General features: G+C 69.8%; 5 protein-coding genes and 1 pseudogene. 4 read left to right on the top strand and 2 right to left on the bottom strand.

The window, feature by feature from the left end; all coding sequences use genetic code 11:
* Positions 1-157 (top strand): annotated as a pseudogene (locus tag MKK68_RS19275) (IS630 family transposase); the annotation flags it as partial.
* Here MKK68_RS19275 and MKK68_RS19270 read toward each other — a convergent pair.
* Together MKK68_RS19270 and gyrA are read right to left on the bottom strand one after the other, a co-directional pair.
* Positions 154-987: an outer membrane protein gene (locus MKK68_RS19270; protein ID WP_409567273.1), complete on the bottom strand. Its 834-nt coding sequence runs from the start codon at positions 985-987 to the stop codon at positions 154-156. The pseudogene MKK68_RS19275 and the gene MKK68_RS19270 sit on opposite strands and share 4 nt — an antisense overlap.
* A 250-nt stretch (positions 988-1,237) precedes the next feature.
* Complete coding sequence (gene gyrA / locus MKK68_RS19265) at positions 1,238-3,973, bottom strand: DNA gyrase subunit A (protein WP_147841847.1); 2,736 nt, start codon at positions 3,971-3,973, stop codon at positions 1,238-1,240.
* Positions 3,974-4,393: 420 nt separating this feature from the next.
* Between gyrA and treZ the strand changes: the two genes are divergently transcribed.
* From treZ to MKK68_RS19250, 3 genes are all read left to right on the top strand, one after another.
* Positions 4,394-6,199, top strand: coding sequence for a malto-oligosyltrehalose trehalohydrolase (gene treZ, locus MKK68_RS19260; RefSeq protein ID WP_244032406.1), 1,806 nt, complete (start codon positions 4,394-4,396; stop codon positions 6,197-6,199).
* A complete protein-coding gene (locus tag MKK68_RS19255; protein ID WP_244032404.1) occupies positions 6,196-11,082 on the top strand; it encodes a malto-oligosyltrehalose synthase in 4,887 nt (1,628 codons plus the stop codon). Before treZ ends, MKK68_RS19255 begins: the two co-directional genes overlap by 4 nt.
* Positions 11,083-11,172: 90 nt before the next feature.
* Positions 11,173-14,571, top strand: coding sequence for a maltotransferase domain-containing protein (locus MKK68_RS19250; RefSeq protein WP_244032402.1), 3,399 nt, complete (start codon positions 11,173-11,175; stop codon positions 14,569-14,571).
* Positions 14,572-14,688 lie beyond the last annotated feature (117 nt).

Genomic DNA, 14,688 nt, shown 5'->3' with positions numbered 1-14,688 from the left:
CGGCGTGTTCGGATCGCTGATCGAGGTACAGGCCGCCATCAAACGCTTCATCGCCGAGAGCAACGGCAATCCGAAGCCGTTCGTCTGGACCGCCGACCCGGATCGCATCATCCAGGCCGCAAAGCGCGGGCACCAAGTGTTGGACTCGTACCACTAGTACGTGCCGAACTTGTAGTTGATGCCGGCGCGGGCGAGGCTGCCCTCGGTTGAGAGGCGCGAGATGTAGCCGATGCCCGGCGTGCCGGCGGGGCCGACATTGGCGACGAAGAGGTTGCGACTCCCGAGGTCGTAGCGGAGGTACTCGCCCTTGATCGTGACCGCGCTGGCGCGGAAGAAGTTCAGGAACGACTCGGTCGGCAGCGCGTACTCGATGCCGCCGCCGTAGGCGTAGCCGGTCTCCATGCTGGAGCGGCGGGCGGCGTAGGTCACCGGAGCGCCGGTCTGGAACGTGACGGACTGGGTCACGTCGCCGTAGGCGAAGCCGCCGGTGCCGTACACGAACACCCGGTTGAAGGCGTAGCCGATGCGGCCGCGCACGGTGCCGAGGTAGTTCAGCTCGGTGCGGTAGCTGTTGGTGAGGACGTTGGGGTTGAAGGCCGGGTTGAAGATCGTCTCGGTGCGGCGGCGCTGCAGGTCGGTGTACTGCGCGTCGGCCTCGATGCCGACGACGATGCCGGAGCCCGGGGTGAACTGGTAGTTGTAGCCGATCTGGCCGCCGCCGGTGAAGCCGTCCTGCGGCAGCGGCACGCTCGAGCGGCGCAGGCCGCGGTCGACGTTGAGCTGCAGCGCGCCGATGCCCGCGGTGCGGACGTTGTCGCGCTCGGAGAAGGCGTAGCCGGCATTCGCGCCGAGGTAGAAGCTGGTCCAGGTGAAGACCGGGACGGGCGTGAACACCGGCGGCGGGGCCCGGCGCGGAAGATCGGCGGCGCCGGCTGAGGCGGCGAGGGTCGCCGAGGCGACGGCGGCGAGGGCGAAGGACTTCAGCACGGGCGGCATCCGGGGTTGGGGACTGACGTTGCAGACCAGTAACCCCGCCGCCTCACCTTGAATATGACTTCGCGGCAACACTCGGAAACATCGTTAGTCCAGTCGCGACGATGCTTTCGTCGATTCTATACGCTACGTTTATCCCGGAAAAATCATCCCACGCCGAGCATCATTTTTTCTAGCACGCGCAAAAAGCCGGTGCCGAAACCCTGCAGGACGGCTGGATCCGCCGCCATGCAGGGCCACCGCCTCACGCCGTCTCGTCGATGATCTCGCCGCCTTCGTCCTCGCCGGCGATGTGCTCGACGGAGACGACGCGCTCGTCCTTGGCGGTGTCGAACACGGTCACGCCCTGCGAGGCGCGGCCGACGACGCGGATGTCGTCCACCGGCACGCGGATGAGCTGGCCGGCATTGGTCACCAGCATGATCTGGTCCGCCGCCTCGACCGGGAAGGAGGCGACGAGGTTGCCGTTGCGGGCGTTGACCTCCATCGCCTTGATGCCCTTTCCGCCGCGTCCCGAGGTCCGGTACTCGAACGACGAGGTCCGCTTGCCGTAGCCGCGCTCGGCCAGCGTCAGAACGAACTGCTGGTTGGCGCCCATCTCGGCGTAGCGCTCCTGCGACAGCAGCGGCGCATCGGTGGCAGCCTCCTCGGCATCGGCGTCGCCGGCCTCGGGTGCGGTGTCGCCGATGACGGCGCGCTGCATCTTCAGGAAGCCGACGCGCTCCTCGGGCGTCGCGTCGAAGCTGTTGAGGATCGTCATCGAGATGACGCGATCGCCCTTGCCGAGGCTGATGCCGCGGACGCCGGTGGAATCGCGGCCCTTGAAGACGCGGACGTCCTCGACGGGGAAGCGGATGCACTGGCCGAGCGCGGTGGTCAGCAGCACGTTCTGCTCGGGGCGGCAGATCTCGACGTGGACGATGTGGTCGCCCGGATCGAGCTTCATCGCGATCTTGCCGTTGCGGTTCACCTGCACGAAGTCGGACAGCTTGTTGCGCCGGACGCCGCCGGATGCGGTCGCGAACATCACGTCCAGCGTGTCCCAGGACGATTCGTCCTCGGGCAGCGGCATGATCGTGGTGATGCGCTCGGCCTGGTCCTGCAGCTGCAGAATGTTGACGAGCGCCTTGCCGCGGGCGTTCGGCGCCGCCATCGGCAGGCGCCAGACCTTCTCCTTGTAGGCCTGGCCCTGGCTGGAGAAGAACAGCACCGGCGTATGCGTGCTCGCCACGAACAGGCGGGTGACGAAATCCTCCTCACGGGTGGACATGCCGGAGCGGCCCTTGCCGCCGCGGCGCTGGGCCCGATAGGTCGAGAGCGGCACGCGCTTGACGTAGCCGGCATGGGACACGGTGACGACCATGTCCTCGCGCTGGATCAGGTCCTCGTCGTCGACGCTCGAATCGTAGTCGAGGATCACCGTCCGCCGCGGAGTGGCGAACTGGGTCCGCACCTCGGCGAACTCGTCCTTGACGATGGTCTGGATGCGCTGGCGCGAGCGCAGGATGTCGAGGTAGTCGGCGATCTCGTCGGCGAGCGACTTCAGCTCGTCGCCGACCTCGTCGCGGCCGAGCGCGGTCAGGCGCTGCAGGCGCAGGTCGAGGATCGCGCGGGCCTGCACCTCCGAGAGGCGGTAGGTGCCGTCGTCCGCCACCCGGTGGCGCGGGTCGTCGACCAGGGCGATCAGCGGGGCGATGTCGTGGGCCGGCCAGTCGCGGGCCATCAGCGCCTCGCGCGCCGAGTTCGGGTCGGGCGAGGTGCGGATCAGCCGGATCACCTCGTCGATGTTGGCGACCGCGATCGCGAGGCCGCACAGCACGTGGGCGCGCTCGCGCGCCTTGTTCAGCAGGAACTTTGTGCGGCGGGAGACGACCTCCTCGCGGAAGTCGATGAAGGCCTGGAGCAGGTCCTTCAGGTTCATCAGCTCGGGGCGGCCGCCGTTCAGCGCCACCATGTTGCAGCCGAACGAGGATTGCAGCGGCGTGAAGCGGTAGAGCTGGTTCAGCACCACCTCCGCCATCGCGTCGCGCTTGATCTCGACGACGATGCGCATGCCGTCGCGGTCGGACTCGTCGCGCAGGTCCGAGATGCCCTCGACGCGCTTCTCCTTGACCAGCTCGGCAATCTTCTCGACCAGCGTGGCCTTGTTCACCTGGTACGGGATCTCGGTGAAGATCAGCGCCTCGCGCTCCTTGCGAAGCTCCTCGACGTGGGACTTCGCCCGCATGATGATCGAGCCGCGGCCGGTGGCGTAGGCCTGGCGGGTGCCGGCGCGGCCGAGGATCGCCCCGCCGGTCGGGAAGTCCGGGCCGGGCACGATCTCGGTGAGCTGCTCGACCGTCAGCCCCGGATCGTCGATCAGCGCGATGCAGGCGTCGATCAGCTCGCCGAGATTGTGCGGCGGGATGTTGGTCGCCATGCCGACGGCGATGCCGCCGGCGCCGTTGACGAGCAGGTTCGGGAACCGCGCCGGCAGGACCGACGGCTCCTCGCGCGACTCGTCGTAGTTCGGCTGGAAGTCGACGGTGTTCTTGTCGATGTCGGCGAGCAGCGCGGTCGCCGGCTTGGCGAGCCGCGATTCGGTGTAGCGCATCGCCGCCGCGGGATCGCCGTCGACCGAGCCGAAGTTGCCCTGGCCGTCGATGAGCATCAGCCGCATCGAGAAGTCCTGCGCCATGCGGACCAAGGCGTCGTAGATCGATTGGTCGCCGTGCGGGTGGTAGAGACCGATCACGTCGCCGACGATGCGGGCCGACTTGACGTACTTGCGCTCCGGCAGGTGCCCGCTCTCGTAGGCGGCGAACAGGATGCGCCGGTGCACCGGCTTGAGGCCGTCGCGCGCATCCGGCAGCGCCCGGCTCACGATCACGCTCATCGCGTAGTCGAGGTAGGACCGGCGCATCTCGTCGGTGATGGAGACGGGCTTGATGTCGCTGGCGGGCGGCGGCGTGCCGGCCCCTGTCTCGTCGTTGTCGGCCAAGGGCTTTTATCCGTGTGGCGAAGGCCCCGCGTCCGGGGCCGTTGTCAGGTGCATCCCACGCCGAAGCGCCGCGCGCGGCGCGACGTGGGGGAAGACGAATGATATCAGACGGTTAATTATTCCTCCCGTCGCACCGGCGCAAGCACCCGATCCCGGCCCGTCCGCCGCCTTTTTCGCGACCGCGAGCGACGCCTGCAACCGCAGGATCCCCGCGCGTTCCCGCCTTGCGCCGGCTCCGGCCAAGCTCGCACCGGAATGCCGCCGCGCGATCGGCAGGGTTTGGGTGCGGTGCGGGGAACAAGAGCTGGGCCGACCGCTTCTGTGACAGACGTGGCTGTTCACGCCCGGCACCGTTCCGGGGATCGCCCCCGCGCGATCCGGACCGACCCGTGAGCCCCGAACGATGAGGATGGTGGCCCGATGCGGCGCACGCACAACATGGCCTTCGGCGCCGAGATCGCGGACCAAGGCGTCCGCTTCGCGCTCTGGGCCCCGACGGCACGGGACGTCGTGCTGGTGGTCGACGGGACGGATCACGCGCTTCCGGATGCCGGCGAGGGCTGGCGCCGAACGACCGTCCCCGGGGTCGCGGCCGGCGCCCGCTACGGCTTCCGCGTCGACGGCGACCTCGTGGTGCCCGATCCCGCCTCGCGCTTCCAGCCGGACGACGTGTCGGGCCTGTCCGAGGTGATCGACCCGGCCGCCTTCGCCTGGAGCGACGACGCGTGGAAGGGCCGCCCGTTCGAGGAGGCGGTGATCTACGAGACGCATGTCGGCACCGCGACGCCGGAGGGCACCTATGCCGGGCTGCAGAAGCGGCTGGCCGACCTAAAGGCGCTCGGCGTCACCGCCATCGAGCTGCTGCCGCTCGCCGACTTCAAGGGCACCCGCAACTGGGGCTACGACGGGGTGCTGCCCTACGCGCCGGACGCCGCCTACGGCCGCCCCGACGACCTCAAGCGCCTGATCGACGCCGCGCACGGGCTCGGGCTGATGGTCTACCTCGACGCGGTCTACAACCACTTCGGGCCGGCCGGGAACTATCTCCACGCCTACGCCAAGACCTTCTTCACCGAGCGGCACCAGACCCCGTGGGGCGCGGGCATCAACTTCGACGGCAAGGAGAGCGGCCACACCGTGCGGCAGTTCTTCATCCAGAACACGCTGTACTGGCTCGAGGAATACCATTTCGACGGCATCCGCTTCGACGCCGTCCACGCGATCCTCGACGATTCGCCGACGCACTTCCTGGCCGAGCTCGGCGAGACGGTGCGCGCGGCCTTCCCCGATCGCCAGATCCATCTCATGCTCGAGAACGAGGCCAACCAGGCCAAGTGGCTCGAGCGCGACGGCTCGGGCAAGCCGCTCCAGCACGACGCCCAGTGGGCCGACGACCTGCACCATTGCTGGCACGTGCTGCTGACGGGCGAGGATTCCGGCTACTACGAGAGCTTCAGCGACAAGCCGGTCGAGCGGCTGGCGCGCTGCCTGTCGGAGGGGTTCGCCTATCAGGGCGAGCCCTTCAGGACGCTGGGCGACCATCCGCGCGGCGAGCCCTCTTCCCACCTGCCGCCGACCGCGTTCGTGACGTTCCTGCAGAACCACGACCAGGTCGGCAACCGCGCGCTCGGCGAGCGCCTGAGCCAGCTCGCCGATCCGAAGAAGCTCGATCTGGCGCGCGCCGGGCTCCAGCTCAGCCCGCAGATTCCGATGCTGTGGATGGGCGAGGAATGGTCAGCCTCGACGCCGTTCCTGTTCTTCGTCGATTTCGCGCCGGACGCGGAGCTGAACAAGGCCGTCCGGGAAGGGCGCCGCAAGGAGTTCAAGAGCTTCGCGGCCTTCGCCGACGACACGTCGGTGATCCCGGATCCGACCGAGGCCGAGACCTTCGAAGCGTCGAAGCTCGACTGGTCCGAGCGCGAGCGCTCGCCGCACCGGGAGGTGCTGGCCGAGACCACCCGGCTCTTGGCCCTGCGCCGGGACGTGGTGGTGCCGCTCGCCAAGTCCGGCTATCGCAACGCAAAGGCAATCCTTCCCCGCGCCGACGTGGTCGACTGCACCTGGTCCTACGCGGGCGGGACCCTGCGGTTCGTCGCCAATGTCGGCGATGCGCCGTTCTCCGTCGAGGCCGGCGACGACACGCCGGTCTGGACCAATGCGCCGGACGGCACCGGTGCGTCTCTGCCCGCCTGGACGGGTGTATTTCTGACGAAAGCGGCCCGATGAGCAGTGCACTGCAACGCCTTGCCGACCTCGCAGGCATCGCCGACGGCTACGTCGACGCCTTCGGCAAGCCGGTCGAGACCGCGCTCGAAGTCCGCCGCGGCATGCTCGCCGCGCTCGGCTTCGCGGTCGGCACCGACGAGGAGATCGCCCGGAGCCTCGGCGAGGTCGAGGCCCTGCGCAACGGCCTGATCCCGCCGCTGCTGCCGGTCGAGGCGCGCCGCGCGGTGCGCGTTCCGGTTCGCGGGGTGGGGACGGCGGTCTGGCGCCTCGTCGACGAGCGCGGCAACGCCCGTGAGGGCCGGGCAACCCTGTCCAGCGATACCGCCGGCTTCGAGCTGCCGCCGCTGACGCCGGGCTACCATCACCTCGCCGTCACCCTCGGCGACCGGACCGCGGAGGCCTGGATCATCTCGGCGCCGCAGCGCTGCTGGCGTCCGCGCGCCTATGCCGACGAGGGCGCCAGCGATTGGGGTCTCGCGGCCCAGCTCTACGGCCTGCGTTCCGACACCAACCTCGGCATCGGCACTTATGCCGACGCGGGTCAGGCGGCGCGTGATGCGGGCCTGCGCGGCGCATCGTTTCTCGGCCTGAGCCCGGTGCACGCCCTGTTTGGCGCCGACCGGACCAAGATCTCGCCCTACTCGCCGTCCTCGCGCCTGTTCCTCGACACGCTGTTCATCGCGCCGACGAGCATGCCGGGCTTCGTCGGCTCGCGGGCGGAAAGGCGTCTCGCCGAGATGGCGCCCCGCGTCGAAGCGTTGCGCGCCGCCGCCCTGGTCGACCACCAGGGCGTGTGGGACGTGCTCTCGCCGGTGCTGCACGACTTCTGGGCGGAGTCGGATGCGAGCCGGGGCGCGGATGCGGGCTTCACGGCCTTCCGGGAGGAGGGCGGCGAGGATCTTCAGTCGCACGCCACGTTCGAGGCCTTGTCCGAGCACTTCAAGGGGCGGGGCGCCCAGTGGCTCGGCGACTGGCCGGAGGAATTCCGGCGCGCCGGAACGGACGCCGTCGCGGCCTTCGCCGACGAGCACCGCGACGCGGTGTCGTATCACGCCTGGCTCCAGTACCTCGCCGACCGGCAGCTCGCAGACGCCTCCGAGCGGGCGCTCGCGACCGGCATGCGCATCGGCCTCTACCGCGACCTCGCCGTCGGCGCAGACCGTGGCGGCTCGGAGATCTGGTCGCATCCCGAGCGCTTCGCCGACCGCGTCTCGATCGGCGCACCGCCGGACCTGCTCGCGCCCAAGGGCCAGGATTGGGGACTGCCGGCCTTCGATCCGCTCGAGATGGAGCGCGACGGGCTCGCCGCCTTCCGGGCGCTGGTGCGCGCCAACATGCGCCATGCCGGCGCGATCCGCATCGACCACGCCTTCCAGCTCGCCCGCCTGTTCCTGATCCCGCTCGGCGGCGGCGCGAAGGACGGCGCCTACGTGGCGATGCCGTTCGAGCCGATGATCGCGGTGCTGCGCCTGGAGAGCCATCGCAACAAGTGCCTCGTCATCGCCGAGGATCTCGGCACCGCGCCGGAGGGCTTCTCGGACGCGCTGATGCAGGCCGGCATCCTCAGCTACCGGATCCTGGCGTTCGAGCGTGAGCAGGACGGGCGGTTCAAGGCGCCCGAGGCCTATCCCCGCGACGCGCTGACCGCGATCACCACGCACGACCTGCCGACCTTCGTCGGCTGGTGGCGCGGGGTCGACACCGACACGCGCCAGTCCCTCGGCCTCTACGACGCCGAGCGGGCCGAGGCGGAGCGCAACGAGCGCGTCACCGAGCGCCGGCGCCTGTCCGAGGCGCTGGCCGCGCAGCAGCTCATCGTCGGCGCCGAGCCGCCGGACGCGGCCCCGTTCGAGGCGGCGGCGCGATACCTCGCCCGCGCTCCGTCGATGCTGACCGCGGTGCAGTACGAGGACGTTGTCTCCGAGCTGAGCCAGGCCAACGTGCCGGGCTCGACCGAGGGCTACCCGAACTGGCGGCGCAAGCTCGACCGCGACCTCGCCGCCATCGCCGCGCCGGGCGGGCCGCTGGCGAAGCTCGCCGCCGCCCTGTCGGCCGAGGATCGCGGCCCACGCTCCGGTGCCGCCCGCCTCGCGACCGCCCCGCCGCGCGCGACCTACCGCCTGCAGTTCCACAAGGACTTCACCTTCGCCGACGCGGAGAAGATCGTCCCGTACCTGGCGAAGCTCGGGATCAGCCACGTCTACGCCTCGCCGCTGCAGAAGGCCCGACCCGGCTCGACCCACGGCTACGACATCGTCGACCACGGCGCGATCAACCCTGAGCTCGGCGGCGAGGCCGGCTTCGTGCGCCTGTCCGACGCGCTGCGGGCGCACGGGCTGAAGCTGCTGCTCGACATCGTCCCCAACCACATGGGCGTCGGCGGCGCCGACAACCCGTGGTGGCTGTCCGTGCTCGAATGGGGCGCGCTCTCGCCCTTCGGCCATGCCTTCGACATCGATTGGGAACGCCTGGGCGCCAACCGCAACCTGGTGATCCCCTTCCTCGGCGAGCGCTACGGCGAGGCGCTGGAGAACGGGAACCTCGAGCTCAAGTTCGACGCGGTCGCCGGGGCCTTCAGCGTCTGGCACTACGAGCACCAGTTCCCGATCCGCCCGCTGAACTACCCGACCATCCTCAATCGGGTGCTGGCGGCGCTCGGCGACGTGGACGAGGAGGCGCAGGGCGAGCTGCTCGCCATCTCCGAGCGCCTGCGCACCATGGGCGCCGAGACCGACGCGAAGCGCCGCGTCGCCTTCCCGGAGGAGGCGGAAGGGCTCAAGCAGCGGCTCGCCGCCGTCTGCGCCGCATCGCCTGAGATCCGAGCCGCGATCGACCGCAGCCTCAAGCTGCTCAACGGCTTCAAGGGCCGCCCGGACAGCTTCGGCCCGCTGCACCGGCTCCTGGAGAGCCAGGCCTATCGCCTCGCTCATTGGCGCGTCGCGTCGAGCGACATCAACTACCGGCGCTTCTTCGACGTGAACTCGCTGGCGGGCCTGCGCGTCGAGCTGAACGACATCTTCCACCGCTCGCACGAGACCGTGTTCCGGCACGTCCGCGAGGGGCGGATCGACGGGCTGCGCATCGACCACATCGACGGCCTGGCCGACCCGCAGGGCTATGCGCGGGCGCTGCAGGCGGCCGTCGGACCGGGCTTCTACGTCGTGGTCGAGAAGATCCTGGAGCCGGGCGAGAAGCTTCGACCGTGGCCGGTCGCCGGCACCACCGGCTACGACGTGCTGAACCACCTCGACGGCATCCTCGTCGACCAGGGCAAGCGCGGCAAGATCAAGCGACTCTACGAGTGGGCCACCGGCTTCGACGAGCCCTACGGCTTCCAGCTTCGCGCCGCGAAGGCCGAGATCCTCGAGATCAGCTTCGCCAGCGAGCTCGAGGTGCTGACCACCGACCTCAAGGAGATCGCCGATGCCGACCGGCGCACGCGCGACTTCTCGGTCAATGCGATCCGCCGGGCGCTCATCGAGATCATCGCGCGGTTCCCGACCTATCGCAGCTACCTGCCGCCGGATCTCGACGAGAGCGATGTCGAGGCCGAGGACGTTCGGCTGATCGAGGGCGCGGTCGCCAAGGCCAAGCGCTGGTCGGCGCTGCCGGACCGCTCGGTCCACGACTTCGCGGCCGCCGCGCTCATCGGCCGGATCGAGACCTCCGGGCCCGGACGGCCGGACCCGATCGTGATCCTGCGGTTCCGCCGCCGCTTCCAGCAGCTCACCGGCCCGGTGATGGCCAAGAGCCTGGAGGACACGCTGTTCTACCGCTACGCGATGCTGCTCGGCCTCAACGAGGTCGGCGGCGATCCCGGCGAGTACGGCCTCGACGCGGAGCACTTCCACGCGCTCCAGGCGGCGCGTGCCCGCGACTGGCCGAACGCGATGATCACGACGGCGACCCACGACACCAAGCGCGGCGAGGACGCGCGCTCGCGCCTGCTCGCCCTGTCCGAGCTGCCGGAGGAATGGGCCCGCGCCTGGGACCTGTGGCGCACGATTGCCGTCCCGCACCTGACGACCATTGACGACGAGCCGGCGCCGGACGCCAACGACCAGTGGATGTTCTTCCAGGCCATCCTCGGGGCGTGGCCGCTCGAGCTGCTCGATGCCGACGAGCCGAATGCCATCGAGGATTTCCGCAAGCGCCTGACCGCCTACAGCGAGAAGGCGATGCGCGAGGGCAAGCGCAGGTCGAGCTGGGTCAACGTCGACGAAGCCTACGAGGGTGCGGTCGCCAAGCTGTTCGAGGCGCTGATCGCGCCGGGGTCCGAGTTCCTGGCCAAGCTGCGGCCGTTCGCCCGGCGCCTCGCCCATCTCGGGATGATCGCCGGCCTCGGCCGCACGGTCCTCAAATGCACGCTGCCCGGCCTGCCGGACGTGTACCAGGGCACCGAGTTCTGGGACTTCTCGTTCGTCGATCCCGACAACCGCCGGCCGGTGAACTACGCGGCGATGGAACGCGCTCTTGCGGACCAGGGGGTGCTGCCCGAACTGCTGGCGCATTGGCCGGACGGACGGGTGAAGCAGGCGACCCTGACGCGTCTGCTCGCCGACCGCGCCGCGCGTCCGGCCTTCTATGCCGAGGCCGACTACCGGGCGATCGAGGCGACGGGGCCGCGTGCGGACAACGTCGTCGCCTACCTTCGCTCCGACGCGAGCGCGGACGGCGACATCTTCGTCGCGGTCCCGCGACTGGTCGCCGGACTGGTCACGGACGCCGCCTGGTCGGGGGCGGGGTTCGCCGGCACGACGGTCGATCTCGGCGCGGGCACGTCCTGGCACGACATCGTCACGGGGGCCGGCTACGACGGCTCCGCCGATCTCGGAGCGCTGTTCTCCGCGCTGCCCTACGCCGTCCTCCGGCGCCGGGCGTGATCCGAGCGTGCCGCGCCGCATCCGCGGGCACGGCACGCACCCGGCATTCGGGCGTTAGTCGATGACGCCATCCAACAACTCGAGGCCAGCATGAACGCACCGACCACCGCATCGAGGAATGCCGCAGCGGATGGGGCCGCCCCCGTCGCGCCGCCGGCCGGCCTCGCGACGCGGGCCTCGGACGCGCGCATCCAGGGGCCGCGGATCTACAACCTGTTCCCGCTCCTCGTCGGGCGGGTCTCGGACTGGACGGCCGAGCTGCCGCGGATCGCCGCCCTCGGCTTCGATTGGGTCTACCTGAACCCGTTCCACGCCACCGGCGGCTCGGGCAGCCTCTACGCCGTCGCCGACCCCGAGCGGCTGGACGATCGCTTCCGCGACCGGGACGGCACCTCCGACGACGATCAGATCCGGTGCTTCTGCACGGCGGCCGAGGCCATCGGCCTCTCGGTGATGACCGACCTCGTCATCAACCACACCGCCAACGACGGCCGCCTCGCCCGCGACAGGCCGGACCTGTTCGTGAAGGAGGCCGACGGCTCGATCGCCAGCCCGGCGGCGGTCGATCCCGACGATCCGTCGATCCGCACCGTCTGGGGCGATCTCGCCGAGCTCGATTACCATTCCGAGGGCCCGCGCAGCGAGCTGGCCCGGATCTGGGACGCCTACATCGCCCATCTCCAGAGCCTCGGCGTCGCCGGCTTCCGCTGCGATGCGGCCTACAAGGTCCCGCCGGAGACGTGGCGCGCCCTGATCGGGCAGGCGAAGGCGCGCGAGGCCGGCTGCCTGTTCGCCGCCGAGACCCTGGGCTGCACCTTCGAGGAGGCGAAGGCCACCGCCGGTGCCGGGTTCGACTACCTCTTCAACTCGTTCGCGTGGTGGGACCTGAAGAAGCCCTGGGCGCTGGAGCAGTACGAGCGCCTTCGCGTCATCGCCCCCTCGATCGCGTTCCCCGAGAACCACGACATGCCGCGGCTCGCGGCCGAGGTGTCGGGCGGCCCGGAGGCCGTCGCCGCGCAGCTACGCAGCCGCTACGCCCTCGCCGCGTTCTACTCGGCCGGCGTCCTGATGCCGATCGGCTACGAGTGGGGTTATCGCCGCGCGGTCCACGTCGTCGACACGACGCCGGCGGACCGCGAATCAGAGACCGGGATCGACATCTCGGCCTATGTCGCCGCGATCAACGCCCTGCGCGCCGAGCTTCCGGCCGCCAACGTCGAGGGCGCGCAGGCTCGGATCTCCGCGCCGGACGCCGATTTCGTCGCGCTCGCCCGCTACGATTCCGGCCATCCGGCCTCCGCCCGGCACGCCGTCATCCTGCTCTTCAACCCGACCGACAGGCCGGTGCCGGTCGATGCCGGGGCGCTGATCACCCGGACGGGCGGCCTGCTCGGGCCGTTCGTCGACCGTACGCCGGAGGCCGAGCCGATCGCCTTCCATCCCGGCAGCGCCATCGACCTGGCGCCGGGCGAGCTGCGCATCATCAGCGCCGTCGCGGCGGCCGTGACCAAGCTGCCGAGCCGCGGAACGCCGGACGGCACCGGCCGCGTCGTGATCGAGGCGGTGACGCCGGAACTCGACGGCGGCCGCTCACCGGTCAAGCGCGTCGTCGGCGAGAACCTGCGGATCGAGGCCGACATCTTCTCGGACGGTCACGAGATCCTGAACGCGGCGATCCTGTCGCGCGTCGTCGGCGCGAGCGAATGGCGCCGAGACCCGATGGTCTTCGTCGACAACGACCGCTGGGCCGGGCAATTCCCGCTCGAGAAGAACGCCCGCTACGAGTTCACCATCGAGGGCTGGCGCGACGGATTCTCGTCCTGGATGCGCGATACGCTGAAGAAGCGCGACGCCGGCGTCGACGTCCGCCTCGAGACGATCGAGGGCGTCACCCTGGTCCAGACCGCGGCGGACCTCGCCGAGGGGCGCGACAAGGAGCGGTTGCAGGCGCTCGTCGCCGCGCTCGGCGCCGAGGAGACCGGCTCGGCCGCCCAGCTCGACCGCATCCTCGTGCCCGACGCGGCGAGCCTTGTCCGCCGCAATGCGGAGCGGGTGAACGCCTCGCGCTACCCCGTGACGGCGCAGGTGATCGCCGATCGGCTCGCGGCCCGGTTCTCGGCCTGGTACGAGATCTTCCCGCGCTCGCAGTCGATGGACGTGAATCGCCACGGCACCTTCGACGACGTGATCCGCCGCCTGCCGGAGATCCGCGAGCTCGGCTTCGACGTGCTGTACTTCACGCCGATCCACCCCGTCGGGCGCACCAACCGCAAGGGCAAGAACAACACCCTGAAGGCGCTGCCGAGCGACGTCGGCTCGGTCTACGCGGTCGGCACCGAGGAGGGCGGCCACGAGGCGGTCCATCCCGAACTCGGAACGCTGGCCGACTTCGAGCGCCTGGTCGCGGCGAGCCACGCCCACGGCATGGAGGTGGCGCTCGACTTCGCGATCCAGTGCTCGCCCGACCATCCTTGGATCAAGAACCATCCCGAGTGGTTCGAGTGGCGCCCGGACGGGACGCTGAAGTTCGCCGAGAACCCGCCGAAGAAGTACGAGGACATCTCCAACGTGCACTTCTACGGCGGCGCGCTGCCGTCGCTGTGGATCGAGCTGCGCGACATCCTGCTCGGCTGGTGCAGCCGCGGCGTGCGCATCTTCCGGGTCGACAACCCGCACACCAAGCCGATCCCGTTCTGGGAATGGGTGATCGCCGAGGTGAACGGGCGCTATCCGGACGCGCTCTTCCTCGCCGAAGCCTTCACCCGGCCGAAGATGATGAAGAAGCTCGCCAAGGCCGGCTACCAGCAGAGCTACACCTACTTCACCTGGCGCAACACCAAGGCCGAGCTGACCGAGTACGCGACCGAGCTTGCGGGCGAGATGGGCGAGTACTATCGGCCGAACTTCTTTGCCAACACGCCCGACATCAACCCGCATTACCTCCAGACGAGCGGCCGCGCCGGCTTCGTCGTGCGGGCGACGCTGGCCGCGACCCTGTCGTCGGTCTACGGCATCTACAACGGCTACGAGATGTGCGAGGCGGCGCCCTATCCCGGCAAGGAGGAGTACCTCAACTCCGAGAAGTACGAGCTGAAGGCCTGGGACTACGACCGGCCCGGCAACATCCGCGAGCACATCATCAAGCTCAACCACATCCGTCGCGAGAACCCCGCGCTCTGGGATTTCCGCAACGTCGTGTTCACGGCGGCCTACAACGACAGCATCATCGCCTACGCCAAGACGACGCCCGACCGCGACAACTGCGTGTTCGTGATGGTCAACCTCGATCCCAAGAACCGCCAGGAATGCACCTACGAGGTGCCGCTCTGGCTGCTCGGCGAGGGCGACGGCGGGGCGGTCGCCGTCGAGGACCTGCTCGACGGCTACACGTTCGAGCTGCGCGGCAAGTCGCACCGCATCGCCCTCGATCCCGTCGAGCGCTCGTGCATCATCTGGCGGCTCAGCCGTCCGAAGCGGGTTGCAGGCTGAGGCTGCCCGTGTGAACAGAAATCCAGCGCGATCGGCCCGGTCGGTCGCGCTGTCGCCACCATCCTGCGGTTCTACAGCCGCACACCGATCACGCGACGATCATCCTCGCGCGGGACC

The sequence above is a fragment of the Methylobacterium sp. E-016 genome, from assembly GCF_022829745.1.
GTDB lineage: Bacteria > Pseudomonadota > Alphaproteobacteria > Rhizobiales > Beijerinckiaceae > Methylobacterium.
The sequence above is the reverse complement of the archived record's forward strand: the minus strand, read 5'-3'. Positions and strand labels throughout refer to the sequence as shown.